Origin of the sequence: Alkalibacterium thalassium, from assembly GCF_900101165.1 — a bacterium.
Taxonomy (GTDB): domain Bacteria; phylum Bacillota; class Bacilli; order Lactobacillales; family Carnobacteriaceae_A; genus Alkalibacterium; species Alkalibacterium indicireducens.
Genome location: NZ_FNFK01000002.1, coordinates 52,351 through 68,355, shown reverse-complemented (window position 1 = coordinate 68,355; position 16,005 = coordinate 52,351). Strand labels below are relative to the sequence as shown.

The 16,005-nt window shown below is 38.7% G+C and carries 30 protein-coding genes; 25 read left to right on the top strand and 5 right to left on the bottom strand.

Features of this window, described 5'->3' with window-relative positions:
- Positions 1-11: 11 nt before the first annotated feature.
- Genes BLR76_RS01175 through BLR76_RS01160 form a run of 4 tightly spaced genes read right to left on the bottom strand, consistent with a single transcriptional unit; the run spans position 12 to position 2,426 of the window.
- Complete coding sequence (locus BLR76_RS01175; RefSeq protein WP_091264435.1) at positions 12-1,004, bottom strand: SAP domain-containing protein; 993 nt, start codon at positions 1,002-1,004, stop codon at positions 12-14.
- Between the two features lie 12 nt (positions 1,005-1,016).
- Positions 1,017-1,610, bottom strand: coding sequence for a hypothetical protein (locus tag BLR76_RS12155; protein ID WP_091264433.1), 594 nt, complete (start codon positions 1,608-1,610; stop codon positions 1,017-1,019).
- A 17-nt stretch (positions 1,611-1,627) separates the two neighbouring features.
- Entirely contained in the window at positions 1,628-2,056 is a 429-nt protein-coding gene (locus BLR76_RS01165) for an ImmA/IrrE family metallo-endopeptidase (RefSeq protein ID WP_176759570.1), read from the bottom strand.
- Entirely contained in the window at positions 2,049-2,426 is a 378-nt protein-coding gene (locus BLR76_RS01160) for a helix-turn-helix domain-containing protein (RefSeq protein WP_091264428.1), read from the bottom strand. The genes BLR76_RS01165 and BLR76_RS01160 overlap by 8 nt, the downstream gene beginning before the upstream one ends.
- 161 nt (positions 2,427-2,587) lie before the next feature.
- Here BLR76_RS01160 and BLR76_RS01155 point away from each other — a divergent pair, with 161 nt between their 5' ends.
- The 6 genes from BLR76_RS01155 to BLR76_RS01130 all read left to right on the top strand — a co-directional run bounded on the left by BLR76_RS01155 (position 2,588) and on the right by BLR76_RS01130 (position 4,934).
- Complete coding sequence (locus BLR76_RS01155) at positions 2,588-2,794, top strand: helix-turn-helix domain-containing protein (RefSeq protein ID WP_091264425.1); 207 nt, start codon at positions 2,588-2,590, stop codon at positions 2,792-2,794.
- An 80-nt stretch (positions 2,795-2,874) separates the two neighbouring features.
- Positions 2,875-3,399: a hypothetical protein gene (locus BLR76_RS01150; RefSeq protein ID WP_091264422.1), complete on the top strand. Its 525-nt coding sequence runs from the start codon at positions 2,875-2,877 to the stop codon at positions 3,397-3,399.
- A 1-nt stretch (position 3,400) separates the two neighbouring features.
- Positions 3,401-4,174, top strand: coding sequence for a Rha family transcriptional regulator (locus BLR76_RS01145; protein ID WP_091264420.1), 774 nt, complete (start codon positions 3,401-3,403; stop codon positions 4,172-4,174).
- Positions 4,171-4,467, top strand: coding sequence for a hypothetical protein (locus BLR76_RS01140; protein WP_091264417.1), 297 nt, complete (start codon positions 4,171-4,173; stop codon positions 4,465-4,467). Before BLR76_RS01145 ends, BLR76_RS01140 begins: the two co-directional genes overlap by 4 nt.
- Before the next feature lie 4 nt (positions 4,468-4,471).
- Positions 4,472-4,699 (top strand): helix-turn-helix domain-containing protein, encoded by a 228-nt coding sequence (locus BLR76_RS01135; protein WP_091264414.1) that lies wholly within the window; start codon positions 4,472-4,474, stop codon positions 4,697-4,699.
- A 4-nt stretch (positions 4,700-4,703) separates the two neighbouring features.
- Complete coding sequence (locus BLR76_RS01130; protein WP_091264412.1) at positions 4,704-4,934, top strand: hypothetical protein; 231 nt, start codon at positions 4,704-4,706, stop codon at positions 4,932-4,934.
- Here BLR76_RS01130 and BLR76_RS01125 read toward each other — a convergent pair.
- Positions 4,927-5,172 carry a hypothetical protein gene (locus BLR76_RS01125; protein ID WP_091264409.1) on the bottom strand — a complete coding sequence of 82 codons (246 nt, stop codon included), beginning with the start codon at positions 5,170-5,172 and terminating at the stop codon, positions 4,927-4,929. The two genes, BLR76_RS01130 and BLR76_RS01125, sit on opposite strands and share 8 nt — an antisense overlap.
- Positions 5,173-5,254: 82 nt before the next feature.
- On the opposite strand from BLR76_RS01125, the gene BLR76_RS01120 reads away from it, so the two are divergent.
- The 19 genes from BLR76_RS01120 (at position 5,255) to BLR76_RS01035 (ending at position 15,947) form a co-directional block, all read left to right on the top strand.
- Positions 5,255-5,452 carry a hypothetical protein gene (locus BLR76_RS01120; RefSeq protein ID WP_091264406.1) on the top strand — a complete coding sequence of 66 codons (198 nt, stop codon included), beginning with the start codon at positions 5,255-5,257 and terminating at the stop codon, positions 5,450-5,452.
- 123 nt (positions 5,453-5,575) lie between these two features.
- The gene (locus BLR76_RS01115) at positions 5,576-5,776 is read left to right on the top strand and encodes a hypothetical protein (RefSeq protein ID WP_091264404.1); all 201 of its coding nucleotides are present in this window, start codon (positions 5,576-5,578) and stop codon (positions 5,774-5,776) included.
- 2 nt (positions 5,777-5,778) lie between these two features.
- Positions 5,779-6,024 (top strand): hypothetical protein, encoded by a 246-nt coding sequence (locus tag BLR76_RS01110; protein ID WP_091264402.1) that lies wholly within the window; start codon positions 5,779-5,781, stop codon positions 6,022-6,024.
- 71 nt (positions 6,025-6,095) lie between these two features.
- Complete coding sequence (locus tag BLR76_RS01105; RefSeq protein WP_091264399.1) at positions 6,096-8,129, top strand: AAA family ATPase; 2,034 nt, start codon at positions 6,096-6,098, stop codon at positions 8,127-8,129.
- A 2-nt stretch (positions 8,130-8,131) separates the two neighbouring features.
- The gene (gene bet / locus BLR76_RS01100) at positions 8,132-8,917 is read left to right on the top strand and encodes a phage recombination protein Bet (RefSeq protein WP_091264397.1); all 786 of its coding nucleotides are present in this window, start codon (positions 8,132-8,134) and stop codon (positions 8,915-8,917) included.
- A gap of 2 nt (positions 8,918-8,919) precedes the next feature.
- Positions 8,920-9,612, top strand: coding sequence for an MBL fold metallo-hydrolase (locus BLR76_RS01095; protein WP_218121373.1), 693 nt, complete (start codon positions 8,920-8,922; stop codon positions 9,610-9,612).
- An 11-nt stretch (positions 9,613-9,623) separates the two neighbouring features.
- Positions 9,624-10,379 carry an HNH endonuclease gene (locus BLR76_RS01090; protein WP_091264391.1) on the top strand — a complete coding sequence of 252 codons (756 nt, stop codon included), beginning with the start codon at positions 9,624-9,626 and terminating at the stop codon, positions 10,377-10,379.
- Positions 10,372-11,376 carry a DnaD domain-containing protein gene (locus BLR76_RS12150; RefSeq protein WP_091264390.1) on the top strand — a complete coding sequence of 335 codons (1,005 nt, stop codon included), beginning with the start codon at positions 10,372-10,374 and terminating at the stop codon, positions 11,374-11,376. Before BLR76_RS01090 ends, BLR76_RS12150 begins: the two co-directional genes overlap by 8 nt.
- A complete protein-coding gene (locus tag BLR76_RS11735) occupies positions 11,373-11,546 on the top strand; it encodes a hypothetical protein (protein ID WP_176759569.1) in 174 nt (57 codons plus the stop codon). The genes BLR76_RS12150 and BLR76_RS11735 overlap by 4 nt, the downstream gene beginning before the upstream one ends.
- A gap of 19 nt (positions 11,547-11,565) precedes the next feature.
- Positions 11,566-11,823, top strand: coding sequence for a hypothetical protein (locus BLR76_RS01080; protein WP_091264387.1), 258 nt, complete (start codon positions 11,566-11,568; stop codon positions 11,821-11,823).
- Complete coding sequence (locus BLR76_RS01075; RefSeq protein ID WP_091264382.1) at positions 11,816-12,058, top strand: hypothetical protein; 243 nt, start codon at positions 11,816-11,818, stop codon at positions 12,056-12,058. The genes BLR76_RS01080 and BLR76_RS01075 overlap by 8 nt, the downstream gene beginning before the upstream one ends.
- Positions 12,042-12,476, top strand: coding sequence for a YopX family protein (locus BLR76_RS01070; protein WP_091264381.1), 435 nt, complete (start codon positions 12,042-12,044; stop codon positions 12,474-12,476). The genes BLR76_RS01075 and BLR76_RS01070 overlap by 17 nt, the downstream gene beginning before the upstream one ends.
- Before the next feature lie 36 nt (positions 12,477-12,512).
- On the top strand, positions 12,513-13,256 hold the full coding sequence (locus BLR76_RS01065) for a Holliday junction resolvase RecU (protein ID WP_091264378.1): 744 nt from the start codon (positions 12,513-12,515) through the stop codon (positions 13,254-13,256).
- Positions 13,253-13,513, top strand: a complete 261-nt coding sequence (locus BLR76_RS01060) for a hypothetical protein (protein WP_091264375.1) — start codon at positions 13,253-13,255, stop codon at positions 13,511-13,513. The genes BLR76_RS01065 and BLR76_RS01060 overlap by 4 nt, the downstream gene beginning before the upstream one ends.
- Before the next feature lie 155 nt (positions 13,514-13,668).
- The gene (locus BLR76_RS01055) at positions 13,669-13,911 is read left to right on the top strand and encodes a hypothetical protein (protein WP_091264372.1); all 243 of its coding nucleotides are present in this window, start codon (positions 13,669-13,671) and stop codon (positions 13,909-13,911) included.
- Positions 13,908-14,111: a hypothetical protein gene (locus BLR76_RS01050; protein ID WP_091264371.1), complete on the top strand. Its 204-nt coding sequence runs from the start codon at positions 13,908-13,910 to the stop codon at positions 14,109-14,111. The genes BLR76_RS01055 and BLR76_RS01050 overlap by 4 nt, the downstream gene beginning before the upstream one ends.
- Positions 14,104-14,583, top strand: coding sequence for a single-stranded DNA-binding protein (gene ssb / locus BLR76_RS01045; RefSeq protein ID WP_091264368.1), 480 nt, complete (start codon positions 14,104-14,106; stop codon positions 14,581-14,583). Before BLR76_RS01050 ends, ssb begins: the two co-directional genes overlap by 8 nt.
- Positions 14,584-14,672: 89 nt before the next feature.
- A complete protein-coding gene (locus tag BLR76_RS01040; RefSeq protein WP_091264367.1) occupies positions 14,673-15,095 on the top strand; it encodes an ArpU family phage packaging/lysis transcriptional regulator in 423 nt (140 codons plus the stop codon).
- Positions 15,096-15,350: 255 nt separating this feature from the next.
- The gene (locus tag BLR76_RS01035; protein ID WP_091264364.1) at positions 15,351-15,947 is read left to right on the top strand and encodes a DUF4145 domain-containing protein; all 597 of its coding nucleotides are present in this window, start codon (positions 15,351-15,353) and stop codon (positions 15,945-15,947) included.
- Positions 15,948-16,005: the final 58 nt, after the last annotated feature.

The window sequence follows — 16,005 nt, the reverse complement described above, 5'->3', positions numbered from 1 at the left end:
TCAAAAACCAATCAACTCTTAAACTTGTTGTAGATTGAAGTTAATGTACCAAATATTGAATTCTTACTTTTCTGCGGACTCTTTCTTGAAGAAGTTTTGTTGCCACCAGATCGCTTAAATACTTTTTTATATAGTCTGATTAGACTTTCTTCATCTAGATTCATACTAAACTGTATTGAATCTTTTATTTCGGATGGTGTGAATATAGATTTTATTTCAAGGGAGTTAATTGCACCATCAATATTAGTAAATAACTCATCATTGTACTCACTATTTGTAGATAAAACTATTTTTAAATCTTTAGTCATCACTTCTGGGATTTTATATGTATCCATAAAATAATCAAAGTCTTGTAATAAATAGTCCATGCTGTATTGTTCTTGGCTACTGAAGTTAGATACACAACTTTTAACTAAGAAGATATATTGGCCATAATAATCTTCATAACTTCTGCAAATTTTTGATGCTTCCCATAAAGGGAATACTAAATTTCTGCTGAACCTTGTAGTTTCTCTTTGATAGTTATACGAATTTTCTAAACAGTGAATTAGAATTTCCTTGTCGTTTAGTTGTGGGTTATTCTTCTTAGATTCGTATGCATCTACGACAGTAACGTACTGAGATAAATTTCTATGAGCATACATTAGGTAATCAGTTGTATTTATTGTTTCTTTACCATGTTCAGTAGGTAACCAGACTTTTTTTAGCTTTTGAATATAAGTTTCAGTATCAGCTGATTCGATAACTCTATTTATTAAATCTTTCTTTTTTCCAGATACAGGCAGCTGATTATTCTTTAAAATAGACTTTAGTTCGTCTACTTTCAATGTATTCAGTGATTTCTCGGCATCAACATCTAACTTAATATAGCCTTTTCTTACCAAGTGATTTACTATTTTGTTAATATTCGCGCTGTACCTTTCTTTCCAAAAAGACTGATTAAGTTCATAAGCCTCATCTTTACCGTTTAAATAATGCAAAACTAAAATTTCTACTGCATTCATTCTTGTCCTCCTTTACTTATTAAAGACCTGCCCACAATTCTTGCAATGCCATTTGTCTGTTTTGCCTTTTTTTCCAGCAAATCCAGCTAATGTGCCAATTCCTCCAGTTAATAACCCTCCTCCGATTGCTTTGCCTACCGAAAATGATTTTTTGTTATTGCTTATATGTTCGACATCTATGCTCGAACAGCTAGGGCAAGCAACTGTGTTTGCTTGAGGGTTTTCTGCTTCTTGTAACTCTTTAATTAGCTTCTCTTGCTTTTTTAATCTTTCTTCATCGGTCATTGATTTTGATTGTTCTCGTATTTCTTCATAAGTTAACCGTCTTTCACTTACATTTTCTGCTAATTGTTTTCCATCATGGGAAGTTATCGATTTTCCTTGGTAACTTACGGCGTTTATTATTAGCATAAAGGAAGCGAATCCTAAAAATAATAAAATTCTAAAGAACCCAAAATCAGGAACCATCCAAATGAATAGTAAAGATGAAACTATTAAATTTATCATCCAGCCCCCCTTAAATTTATAAATGATAAAGGAAGGAATACCTACAGTTAACAAAAATGCTCCAATAATAACTAATGTATCCATAGTTTGTACACTCATACTCACGAACCCCTTTACTATAATAGTATCTCCGACAACTGCAACGGTACTCCGTACTCATTCAACAAATCAACTGTGGTTTCTGGCAATTTTTCTTGTTCTTCTATATATAAGTTCAGGCACATTGCAGCTGCGAACTTATTCGCTTCTTGCTCCATCTTAGACCTGGATAAACTATTTAGTGTGTAATAACTACATATATCTTCATGCTCTAGTGCATGATGTAATTCGTGTGACAATACAAAGAATCGTTCGGGGGATCCCTCTAATGTGTCACTAAGTAAGATAGTAGGAGTACCTACTAATTTTAGATATTGCCCCATAGGGTTATCTAGATAAGGGACATAGTGCAAATCAATACCGGCGTGTTCGACCAGCGCGAACGGATCTAATGTGCCATATTGATTATATAACCCCTCAATAAGTTCAGTTATGCGTTCACTCACGTTTCCCACCTTCTTTTTTCTTCTGCAATTTATCCCAGAAGAGGGTAGTAAGGATGTCTTTGACTCTTTGTTTTTCTTCTTCGGTTAGAGATTCGCCACCATAAGCCATATTCACGTTGTTTTCTAATAGCGTTTGCAGTTCGAATACATCTTCCGTAGATGCCCATTCTGGAACATCTCTGCCTAATAAATAATCAGTAGACACATTGTAATAATCTGCTAATTTTATTAATGCATCATCAGGGACTCTCCTTTTGTTGGTTTCCCACATCGCTATACTACTTTGCGACATGCCGAGTCTTTCAGCTAGCGCAGCTTGTGAGAGCCCTTTTTTTTCACGTAAATTTGCTAATCTATGCCCAATATTCAATACAAAACACCGCCTTCTTATATCGTGATTATACTATTACAAATAGTAATAGTGAAGCCGAATAAAAAAAATAATTACAAACAGTGATTAAATTCCTTGACAATTACTTTTAGTGATTATATACTGATTACAGATAGTAATTGAAAGCGAGGTGAAAAAGGATGTCAATTCTTAAACATGAAAGAGAAAAGCTTAATAAGACTCAAAAAGAAGTAGCTGATGAAACAGGCATTTCTTACTCTATGATTCAATTAATGGAGCAAGGGAGAAGAAATCCGTCAGATAAGAACAAGGTTAAATTAGCTATGTATTACGGAAAATCTGTAGAGTATCTTTTTTTTAACGGAACTATCACTAATAGTGATTAAAAGTTATCTACTATTATTTTATTCAAAAAGGAGCCGCACTTTCTACAAGAGAAGTACCTAAATGAAGGAGGATGAGGAAAATGAGTACGAAAGTTATAAGCCAGCAGTTAAAAGCTGCGGCGGAAAGAAAGTCATTGAAACAAGTCACTATAGCCAAAGGGACGAATCGAGCCAAAACAACCATCAACGGTTATTTCAGAGGAGATTCAACACCTTTGGAAGCTATGGAAGAAATAGCCACATACATTGACGATTCAGTATTGAATCAGCATTTCACACATGAAGTATTTAGCTGGATTCCGCCGATGGAATCAGAAACGTACAAAATGGATACTTTCACATTAGAAATAATCAAAAACATGGAGCAAGAGGTAAGAGAGTCATTAAGAGGCAGAGCAAAACTAGCCATGACCAAAAGAGAAGACATGTACTCCGAAGAAGACAAAGAAGCGATCCGCCAATATGCCCTGAATTATCTGGATGAAGTATTTATAGAGATCCGGTACATCGTTTCTGTATTTGACAAGCTCGACATGTCGATGATGAGTGCCATTCAGGAGAGAATACCGGATTGGAAAAGAAAGAAATATATAGGAGGGAAGTAAAATGCAAACAAAAGAAAGAGATCAAATTCAAATCATCGTAAATAATGACCAGGCGGTAACTAGCAGCAGAAACGTTGCAGAGAACTTTAAGAAAAGACACGATCATGTGTTAAGGGATATCGATAATTTGCTGTTGGAAGATCGCCCCAATTTTGGGGAGATGTTTTTTGAATCAACAGAGCCTGATTCTTACGGAAGACCTCAGAAAGTTTACTACATGAATAGAGACGGCTTCTCATTCTTAGTAATGGGGTTCACAGGAGCTAAAGCAAGAGAATTTAAACTAGCTTATATCTATCAATTCAACCGAATGGAGCAGCAAATTAAAGAACAGCTTGATACATCACAGTTAAGTCCAGAACTTCAAATGTTCAACGCACTTGGTAAGGCGCTGGCTAAACAAGAATTAGCAACCAAGCAGATTGAGAAGAAGATGGACGGCATTACAGAGCTCATGTCTATGGAAACTAAAGACTGGAGAAAAGAAGTCAACACTATCATTCGTAGAATAGCGATCAAGCAAGGCGGATTCGATAAGTTCAGCGAAACAGTCAATGAAAGTTACGAACGGCTAGAGAGAAAGGCACGTTGCAACCTAACACTGAGGTTAGAGAACAGGAAGAAGAACATGATCGCTCAAGGGTTAGGTAAATCGTCGGTGCAGAAACTTAACAAGTTAGATGTCATTGAAGAGGACCACCGTTTAAAAGAGATTTACGTCACAGTTGTAAAAAGCATGGCGCTTAAATATGGATTATGGGAGGAACAACGATGAGTGATTTAATTTCATATGAATTAAGCAAAGAAGAGTTGTACGAGTTAGCTGCGGACACTATTGAATATTGTTGCGACGGTAAGTTTTACGATGAATTCGGAGAAGTAAAAGGGATGATGTTTCAAACAGCTGAAGACACTTTCATTGAACTTTCGAACGACAAAAATATTTATGTACACAGGACTATCGACAATATTACCCACCGAATTAAGTTGTCTCCGGAAGCATTTTATTCACTCTTCATCCTTTTTGAAAGCATGACCGATAATTACAACGACCGTAACAAGGAGTGATCGTATGGCAATAGAAATAGAACCAATTAAAAAAGAAGTATTCACAGTAAGAGAAACGGCGGCCATCTTAGGCGTGAATGTAAATACCGTTTATGCTCTGATCAAACGGGGCGATTTAAGAAGTTATAAGATGCCAGGTTACAAGATACCAGATTTAGAAATAAAACGCTTTAAACGTTGGGCTTGGGAGAATCAAGTAGATTACAGCGATATATTGAAGAAAGGAGAGTAAGTAGATGAAGAAACTTTTAGTCGTAGCAATCGCCCTTGCAACTGTTGCAGCAGTCACAAAGGCGAAAGATTCAAATAAAATTACTCGAGGTACTTTATCCGCTAAAGATGTAACACTCATCAATTTAGATACTCTAAACTTACCAAGCAATAATGTTGGACTTAGCACGAATAAAAAAACCGTGCATCTTAATGCACCTAGAGTAATTTTAGATGGAGAAACCACTATTAGATAACATCCGTAAAGTTCTTGTTAGGGCTATCGAGTCTTGGAGTAATAACATTCGTATCTACATTGAAATGATAATTGTAGTTTGAATGAAGAGTTACTCCGCTTAGTTTTATATCGAAAATAACAATTACCTCGTCTGGATATTCAAACCTAATAATCTTGTGCTGAGACTCATTTTTGATAACACTTTTAACTGCTGAGTCTGTTGAATAATGAGGGTGCTTATATTCAGCGTTAACCATATGCATCACCTCCTCTCTAAGAGGAGTATATCAAACTAAACACAGAACAGATGTTTAATTTAAAAACAAAGGAGTGATCGCAATGACTAATGAAGAAAAAGCAAAAATCATACTGGAAGCACTGGATGAATACATGATGGTCAATTGGGACTTCGAGAAATACTATGTGAAAGGCGTCAAAAACGGACTGAAAAAGATAGAAAGGAGAGAAGACCGTGAAAAAGCACAGAACCTTAATTCTGCTGATCCTGGTAGGTATCGTATTGACCCTGTTAGCTAGAGAACACGCAGTTGAACGTCGTTTATCACTAGGATTACAACCTTCATGGGGCGGGGAATATCTTATCCTTCCACTGATTCTTATTACGTATTCAGCTGCAAAAGCAGATTGGAGTGTTGATTAATGCAAGAACCAATTATACGACAAGACTTGATCGAATATGCCTTTGACGACTGGAGACGACTAATCAGAAACGGACTGACACCAAGACAGGCACGAATAGACGTGGAACGTGATTATGAATTACTGGAAATTGAAGTAGCTGAGTTGAATAAGCGGATGTTTGAGGAGATGGAAGGGTTGCTGGAAAGGGAGGGAGATTAACAATGGCAAAAGGGAAAACCTACGATGACCTTTATCTAACAGATATTGAAAGAATCATCATAGACAGTTATCGAAACGGCGCCAGGATTGATATTCATTTTCGCGGAGAACAAACAGTAGATGAAGCAATAAGAAAAATAAACAAATTCGGAGAAGTTACGGACATCTGGGAGCTAACACACACCATTGCATTTAGACGCGACGACAACCACCGGAATTTAGATATAACGGCTTATATAGACAAATAAAAAGACACCTCGCACAAGGTGTCAGATCAAACTATGTAATTACATTATATCACACCAGGAGGCAATTAATCATGAAACAGATCAAATTATTGACTATGGAAGTACGAAATTTCAAAGGGTTTAAAGAATTTAAGCTGGAAGCAGACGGCAATGACCTAAAAATTTACGGAGAGAACGCCACTGGAAAGACAACGATCTTTGATGCTTTCTCCTGGGCCTTGTTTGGTAAAGACAGCAGCGACTCTGCTAACTTCGCCTGGAAGCCGTTAGATAAACAGAACAATGAGATCAATCATTTAGAAACTGAAGTTGTTCTTAACCTAGACATTGACGGATCAGTATTAGAACTATCTAGAACAGTTGTTGAGAAATGGACCCGTAAACGTGGAACGGATTCTAAATCATTTGAAGGACACGAAACGACTTACCGATTGGATGGAATCAAGACGACTCAAACCAAGTATAAGAAGAAAATTGAAGAAGTGATCTCTGAAGACACCTTCAAGCAACTAACCAACGTTTATTACGTGGCTGAAACAATGAAGCAGAAAGACCGTAGAGACTTACTCTTTTCCTTGGTTGAAGAAGTCACTGATCAGGAAGTAATCGACAGCAAGAAGGAATTGAAGCCATTAGAAGCCATATTGGACGGTCGTAGCGTAGATGACAAGCGCCAGTTGATTGTTGAAGAGAAACGCAGCGTTAAGAAAGATTTAGACCGTATTCCAGATCGGATTGATGAAGTTGATCGTTCTATTCCGGATCTAAGTAAGTTGGACCAGGTCAAATTGAATAACGACCTGGTAGCTGCTTCTGATGCTATTCAAGCAAAAGAAGAAGAAATTGCGTCGTTCTCAAATGGAAGCAGAGTGACATCGCTTCGATCAGAACTGCAGTCTAAGACAGCTGACTTGCAGACCGCTAGAAGTGAATACCAACTAAAGCAAAACGAATCAGTCCAGGAGCTGCAAGAAAAGAAACAGGATCTATATGAAAAAGCAATTGAAGCCAACAACGCTGTCATGGATAAAGAAAGCGAAGAGCAAGGAATCAAGCGAGAGATCGAATCTAGCAAGAAAGAAGTAGCTGCCATCCTAACTAAAATGGACAACCTGAGAGAGCGATTTAAGCAAAACCAAAGTGAAGTTTACCCGGACTTTGATGAGCATAAGACAACATGCTCTCTATGTGGCCAAGACTATCCGGAAGACCAGCAAGTTGAAATGAAAGAGAACTATGAGAAAGAGAAGGCTGAATTTAACAAAAATAAGGCAGCTAAGCTGGAAGGAATCAACGCCGAGGGTAGAGAGCTTAAAGCTGAGAAAGCAAGCTTAGAAGAGGCAATTCAGGAGAAAGAAGAAGCATTAACTGTCAAGAGCGACATGCATAAACTGGTCAAGAAACGTGATGACCTGAAGAAAGAACACGAAGCCGTTAAACAAGAGATTGAAGAGATCAAGAGTAAAGCAACCCCATTTGAAGACACAGTTCAGTATGAAACATTTAGTGTCGCTATAACTGAACTGAAAGATGAAATTAAGTCTCTGCAGGAATCAGCAGACGAGAAACTGAAAGAGAAGAAAGAAGAGCTTTCAACTCTCAAAGCTGATAGAGAAAATATCCAGGATGAGTTGTATCAATTCAAACTGGTAGATAAACAAGAAGCTCGTAAGAAAGAGCTGATTGAAGAAGAAAAAACTCTAGCAGCACGTTACGGAGAACTGGATAACCAGCTGTATCTGCTGGATGAATTTGTAAGAACAAAAGTATCAATGTTGACGGATCGAATAAATGACCAGTTTGATTTAGTAGAGTTCAAACTCTTTGAAGAACAAATCAATGGTGGACTGAAAGAAGTCTGTGAACCACTGGTCAACGGCGTACCATTCTCAAGCGGATTGAACAGCGCTGCACGCATTAATGCAGGGTTAGACATCATCAATACTCTAAGCCGATTAGAAGGCGTGAGCGCTCCAATATTCATTGATAACAGCGAGAGCATTACCAAGCTAATTGACACCGAAGCACAGACTGTACAGCTGATCGTAACTGAAGGACAAGATGAATTAAAAATCGAAACTAAAACACTAGAAGGAGTGGCTTAAACATGGCGAATGAATTACTAGAAAAAGCATCCGTATTTGAAGTAAATGGTGAAGAAGTGAAACTTACCGGAGCAATGGTCAAAAACTTCTTGGTCAGTGGTAACGGAGAAGTATCTGATCAAGAGTTAGTGATGTTTATCAATTTATGTAAATACCAGAAACTCAATCCATTTCTGAATGAAGCTTATCTGGTTAAGTTTAAAAGTAAAAACGGCTATGACAAGCCAGCGCAAATCATTGTTTCAAAAGAAGCATTCATGAAACGAGCTGAATCTCACAACCAATACGATGGCTTCGAAGCTGGAATTATTGTTGAGAGAGATAAAGAACTTGTCGAAATCGAAGGTGCTGTCAAACTCAACAGTGATGTATTGATTGGTGGTTGGGCCAAGGTTTACCGAAAAGACCGAGAAAGACCAGTCAGCGTCAAAATTTCATTGAAAGAATTCAGCAAAGGTCAAGCGACCTGGAATGATATGCCGCTTAACATGATCCGCAAGACAGCTGTAGTTAACGCTATGAGAGAGGCGTTTCCGGATAATGTCGGGGCTATGTACACCGAAGAAGAAGCGCAGCCGTCCTCTCAACCTCGAAACATTGAAGCAGAAGTAAAAGACGAAGTGAAACAGAATGCTAATCAGACAGTCGTCGATTTTGAACAACCTAAAGAAGAACCTAAACAGAAGCCTAGAAAGTCAGCTGAACCTATTAATGATGAACAATCTCAAGAACAAGGCACGATGTTCGAAAATCTAAACGATGTAGCCAGTGACGGACCGGACTTCTAATCATGGAGATTCAAGTATACGGATCAAGCAGTGCAGGCAACAGTTACATCATAACCGAAGGCAATGAATCACTAATGATTGAAGCGGGAATCGATCTGAAGAAGATGCGTGATGTGAAATGGCAGTCAGTTGTTGGCTGCCTCATCTCACATGAGCATGGAGATCATTCCAAACACGCTCACAAGCTCTTATCAAGCACAGGAGTAGACATTTATACCAGTCAAGGTACAGCGGACGCATTACAGCTTCCAGGACACCGAGTACAGCCATTGAAAGCTCTCGTGCAGCAACAATTAGGCAGCTGGTCCATTCTTCCATTTGATGTCCAGCATGACGTTCAAGAGCCATTAGGTTTTTTCATCCAGACACCTGCTGGAAATAAGATACTATTCGCAACTGACACATACTACATTAAGTACAAGTTCCCAGGCATTACTCATCTGATGATTGAGTGCAATTATGCCCTGGACATCCTTAATGAGAATGTAGCAAATAAGCGTGTAGGAGCGTTTTTAAAGAATCGAGTAGTTAAGAGTCACTTTGAACTAGGAAATGTTAAGAGCTTCATCAAATCGAACGACATGAGCCAATTAGAAGAAGTGTGGCTGCTTCACTTATCGAATAACAATTCAAATGAGCAGCGGTTTAAGACAGAAATACAGGAACTGACCGGCACGCCAGTATATGTAGGGTAGGAGGGAATATTATGGGGGAAAGAAAATCTATATCTAAAAAAATAAGATTTGAAGTGTTTAAAAGAGACTCATTCCAATGTCAATATTGCGGGGAATCTGCTCCGAAAGTAACGCTTGAACTTGATCATATAGAACCAGTTTCTAAAGGCGGAAGCAATGATATAACGAATTTAGTCACCTCTTGTTTCGATTGCAACAGAGGAAAAAGCGACAGGCAATTAAATGATGACTCTGTCATTTCCAAACAACACGAACAGCTGGCTGAACTAAATGAACGCAAACAACAGTTGGAAATGATGATGGAATGGAGAAAAGAATTAATGAATTTGCAAGACGACACCGTGCGGTCGATTGCTGATCATTTTGAAAGCGTGACAGGAGCTTCGATTAACGATACCGGAATGAACGATGTTAAAAAATGGGTGAAGAAATACGAATTTCCTACTCTGCTTGAAGCGATTGAACGGGCAGCTAGCCAATACGATGATTTAGAAAAAGCCTTCACTATGGTCCCTAGAATAGCTTATTACATCGAACATCCGTTAAAGGATTGGGAACAGGACTTGTTTTATATTCGTGGAATAGCACGAAACAAATGTTCGAACTATTTCGATAATGCCAAGGCGATAATTTTATTAAAAGAAGCATATAAATTAGGTGTCAGTATAGATGAACTGAAAGATGTAGCTTACAACACTAGAAATTGGACAGATTTTAGAAATGAAATAGAAGATTATATTGAAGTGATGAGTGATCGGGATGGGTAGAATTAAAAGGATTGTTAACGTAGATTTTTGGCAGGATGATAAAGTGATCGACACCTACTCTGTCGAAGACAAGTATTTCCTTCTGTATCTGATGACTAACCCGAAGAGTAAGCAGCTGGGCATTTACAAATTACCGAAAAAGATAATGGCGTTCGAAATGGGCTACTCGTTAGACACTGTCAAAGTGCTTTTAGATAGGTTTGAAACGAAATACCAAAACATTATTTACAACCATTCAACCCAGGAAATAGCAGTATTGAACTCTTTAAAATATAGCATTGTCAAAGGAGGCAAGCCTGTCGAAGACTTGCTCAAAAGAGAAATCGGAGAGGTTGAAGATGTCGAACTGATCGAACTTACCTACCAGCACTTGACTGATCACTGGCTCCTTTCTTCAAGAGCGTTTGATAAAACGATCAAAGAATTGTTTGAAGAAGAGTTAAGAAAAAGAAAAGAACCAAAAGAAAAAGAATTTAATAATAATAAGAATGACAATGACAATGACAATGACAATGAAGAATCGTACCCCGATTCGTATCACGAATCGTATAACGAATCGTCAAATGAAAAGAAGCAGCAAGTGGTGGCACTGGCTTCATGGGAAAAACTTTGGCTATTCCCTAATGAATTCCAACGGGAAGAATTAATGATGTTGGTAGACAATCATGGAGATGAATTAGTATCAGCGGCGATTAAACTTGCTGGCAGCAAAGATGTAATCAAAGGCAGAGCGTTACCGTTCTTAAATGCTGTTATTAAAGAATGGTCTGACAATAACGTGACGACTGTTGAGCAAGCTAGGGAATATCAAAAGAACAGGAATAAGCAATTCAAGAAAAATGACTGGTCAAATAAGAACAACAGCAATGCCCGTCAAGAATCATTACCTAGCTGGGCCGTAGACGACTATGAAGAGCCAGAGGATGAAATGATTGACGATACTGAATTTAAAAAACGATTGGAACGGATCAGGGCTAGGAAAGGAGCGGAAAAATGAGTGAAGAGAGCAATAACAAACCGCTCTGTCAATTTTGTCAGAAGCCAATAGAAGAGGACTATATTGCTGAGGTGTGGTCAAGTGTCGATTTTAAAGAACACGCATGGCATAAGTCCTGCTGGGATAAACTGACTAAGAACAGTGACGAGGACGATTTAGGTTACTTGTAGTTGAGGAAGGAGCAGACGAATGATGGAGTTAACAGGCGTTTCAAATGAATGCTTTAAATGCAGAAATAGATTTTGTTCAAATGGGATTATATCGATAGCGGATAAAGGAGAAGCGTTTAACGAAATTGCATGCCCGAAACATACTGGCGATTTGTATAAGTATGCTGATGAAGTATTAGGGAAGGACAACGGTGTTTATAGATTGCATGTTAGTTCATCAAGCACATTGTCTAGAAAAATGATGAAAGAAAAAGTAGAGGAGCAGACGAATGAGTAATCGTTATAAATGCATAGAAAGCTTTTATTTACCTATGCTAGATGAAAATGAAAATGAAATCGAAAACGAAGAAGTAAGAGTCGAGAAAGGTACAGTATGGGAAAGACAAGAAGTGTCCTATCTATCTGATGTGAGACTTGAAAATGATACTGGTTGGATAGAGATTGCCAACGAGAGCTTAGCTAGGTATTTCAAAGAACTGACAGAGGAGCAGACGGATGAACAGACAAATTAAATTTAGAGCGTGGGATAGTGAAGCTAATATCATGATTTACTCAGATCACAGGACAAGAAAATTATATGATGCTTATTATGGTTTCGAAATGAACGAAAAAGGTGAATTAGAGTGTCGGTGGGAGGGTGATTTTTTAGAATCACATGTTTTAGATGGTGGCACTTTAGATAATATCATGCAATACACAGGACTTAAAGACAAGAACGGTGTGGAAATATACGAAGGAGACATTGTTGAATACGAGTTGTTCGGTAGAGAAAAGAAAATGACTATTGAATACAATCAAGAAAGTGCATCTTTTAAATATTGCATAGCTGATGAAATTAAATTTACTTTTGATGGTGGGAATAATGAGAGAATGGCAGTCATCGGCGATATTCACGAGAATCCAGAACTATTAGGAGGTCAACGTGACTAAAATCGACGTTACGACAATATTTGGAAGGAGCATCCCATGCAGACAACGAATAACTACAGAGGGCTAAAGGCCAAGCGCAACGGAAGCGGTTTTGAGCGACTGATCGAAGTGACATGTGCTGTTTATAAGAATATGGGAAAGGCTCATATCCAGAAGACTCCGGAGCCGTTTAAGCTCTTGAAGAAAAAAGGGAAGCAGGCAATCGGTGTTTATGAGAAGAAGGCTCAACCCGATTTTACAGGAACAATCAAGGGCGGAAGATCTATTGTCTTCGAAGCAAAACACACGGACTCCACTAATGTCCCTTTTGACCGATTAAGCCCAGCACAAGAGAAAGATCTAGCCTATCACGATCATTTGGGAGCCGTGGCACTGGTTGTGATTAGCTTTTCTCTCAAACGGTTCTATGCGGTGCCCTGGACTGATTGGAAGCACCTGAAAGACACCAGCGGGAAGAAGTCAGTCAATGAGAAGGATTTAGCGGAGTTTGGACTTGAGATTAAAGGCGGACTGCTTGATTTGTTGAAGGAGGGGGGAAGGATGAACGCACAGGAAGCGATACAACAAAGATTAAAAGAAGTTAACCAAACGATAGAAAGATACCAAGAATATATTGGTAGGCAAACTCTTCGGTTAAGGAATGGACAAGCAGGTTATGGCGAACACAAACTTGAGTGTTCTATTGAACGAAGAGAAGAGCAGTTAATGGTTAAGTTAGAAGTTAGAAATGAACTTGAGAATCTTTTAGACACTATCACTCAGGAAGGAGCCGACTCATGACCTACAATAACAAATCCTACCACTTCTACCGCTGCGCAGACGAACGATTCGTGACAGGACACAGCTATTTCGATCATACGAATGGGATTGCAGGGTTTGATACTCTGCAGTCCAGACGAGGCTATATCGGGCATTTAACGGTAGATGAACTGAATAAGGAACTGAACAGACAGAAGCATTTAATGAACGCCAGCGGAATTAATGGACATAAGGCAAGAGCTGGCAACGTGACGAGAAGTTATAGCAGCCGGTATTAGGGAGGGAGCACAGTGAGGAAAGGCAAGCGAAAGGTATACAGAGCGTATAAAAAGGGTCTATTTATCGCAAGAGGCACGTTTAAAGAGATTTCAGATGTCAGCGGACTGACTGAAGGTACATTAAGAAGCTATTCCAGCAAGAGTAAAAGTCTGATATGGGATATATGCCGGACGACGAGCATGTCGACAAAGAACTGGTCAACATGGAACGGATAATGGAGCTGTATAGAGAATATGGCTACACCATTCCAGAATTATCTGAAGTACTGGAGATTAACCAATTTGATTTAGAGCTGAAGATAACTGGACGGAAACACTTCAAGAAAGCAGAAATCGAAGCGATTGAGGATTTGTTCTTCTTAGAGAAGGACGAGCTGATGAAGGAGGAAGTACGATGAATAAGGAAGACATTGACCGAGAAGCGGAACGTTACAAGCAATTCGAATCATCATTCAGACGGATCATGGCTGTGAGGAATAGAGTCGAAGAGGAACTCACGAACCGAACTCATCCACCGGACGAAAACATACAGACTTTTCCGAAATCCAGTGAGCGTATTGCACGAATGATCAGAGAGGAAGATGGAATAAGTGATTAACAATGTCGTTTTAGTAGGAAGATTAACGAGGGACGCTGATTTGAGATACACCAGATCAGGAAGTGCAGTTGCAAGCTTCACAGTAGCGGTAGAGCGACCGTTCACGAATGCTCAAGGTGAAAGAGAAACAGATTTCGTTTCATGTGTCGTATGGAAGAAACCAGCCGAGAACCTAGCTAACTTTACACGTAAAGGCTCAATGGTAGCAGTAGCTGGGCGGATTCAGACCAGGAACTACACAGGGAATGATGGGAAGAAAGTCTTTGTGACTGAAGTCGTTGCAGAAAACATACAGTATTTAGACTCAAAGAAGACGAATGAGAGCCGTTCAGACAGTTCAGAGGGTAATCATTCACAGAGCAACCAAAACAGCTCACAGGGGAAAAATAACGGATATCAGAGACAGGATGAGGATCCTTTTGAAAAGAATGACAGTATTGATATTTCGGATGATGATCTCCCTTTTGATTAGACCCCTGACGAGATAAGCAGGGGATACAAAAAAGACACGTCACTCGAACGTGTCCACCCACCTAAATTATAACACAAGGAGTGACGTGTGTGAGCTTATTTCCAAGAGTTGACAGAGGACTAACTAAACTAAACGTAGACAGATTATTATCACAATACCGAACAATGGTTAGGTTGGCAGATGAAGAGTATACCCCGCGAATTACAGCCACATATTCACTCGATTTAAAGGCGCCTGGGGGAATTAGCGATAATGTAAGCAAGGCAGTAGTGAGACGAGTAGTAGCGGAACAAGAACTTTGGAAAATAGGACGAGCAATGAATAAGTTAGACGCTTATAACCGACAGCTGCTACATGATCGGTACATAAGTAGAGAAAAAAAGAGCGATATACAGATATATAGCAATTTGAATTTAAGTGAATCGACCTTCTATAAAGAATTAACAGAGGCTATGATTGAATTTGCGGAAGCATATGACAGCGGAAGGTTGCTTGTTGAAGTGGCGGACTGAAAAAAATGGAGATTTCTCGGAGATTATGCGGAGGATATGCGGAGATAATCAACAGACCGCTAACAGACAAATGTGAAATAATGATACTATGGTAAAGTGTAGAACACGAAAAACTCAAACTCAGATTGCCTCCTGAACCCGTACTCTCTGATTCTGCACAAACCTAAGGAAGGGCTGTCCAATAGGATGGCTCTTTAATTATATTAGTCATGGCCTTCTTTTTTGATATAATAAAAGAAAAAAAGGAATGATTATATGGATTACATAAAAGAATTCGGGCATAGATGGAAAGGTGACAATTACATGAAGCAAAATGATTTTACATGTGGCTACTGCAATCGCCACACATCATCTAATACAGGACTTATGCTATATGATAATCCCGGATCTTCTGATCAGCACTTTAACCATGGGGTGTATGTCTGTACTTACTGTAATATGCCTACTTTTTTGTGGAGAGACATCCAAGTACCAGGAAATAAATTTGGAAATCCTGTTACTGGTGTCTCTGACACTGTATCTCAGTTGTACGATGAAGCAAGAAAAGCTTTTTCTGTAAATTCATATACTGCAGTTCTTCTTGTCTGTAGAAAGTTGCTAATGCATATCGCTGTTGAGCTTGGTGCTGAAACTGATAAAAATTTCCTATATTACGTGAATTTTCTTAGAGATGAGAACTTTATAACAGCTAAAAGCGATAAGTGGGTAGATGCAATTCGTAAATACGGCAATCAAGCAACGCACGAAGTCAATATAGCAACGAGAGAAGAAGCTGAGAGAATTATTAAATTTACGGAAATGATATTAAAAACTAATTTTGAATATCCAGCAATGATGGAAGATACAGAGTAAGAAAAAGACTCCTAGCGGGGTCTTTTTTTATACATATTTTACAAAACAAACACAGATT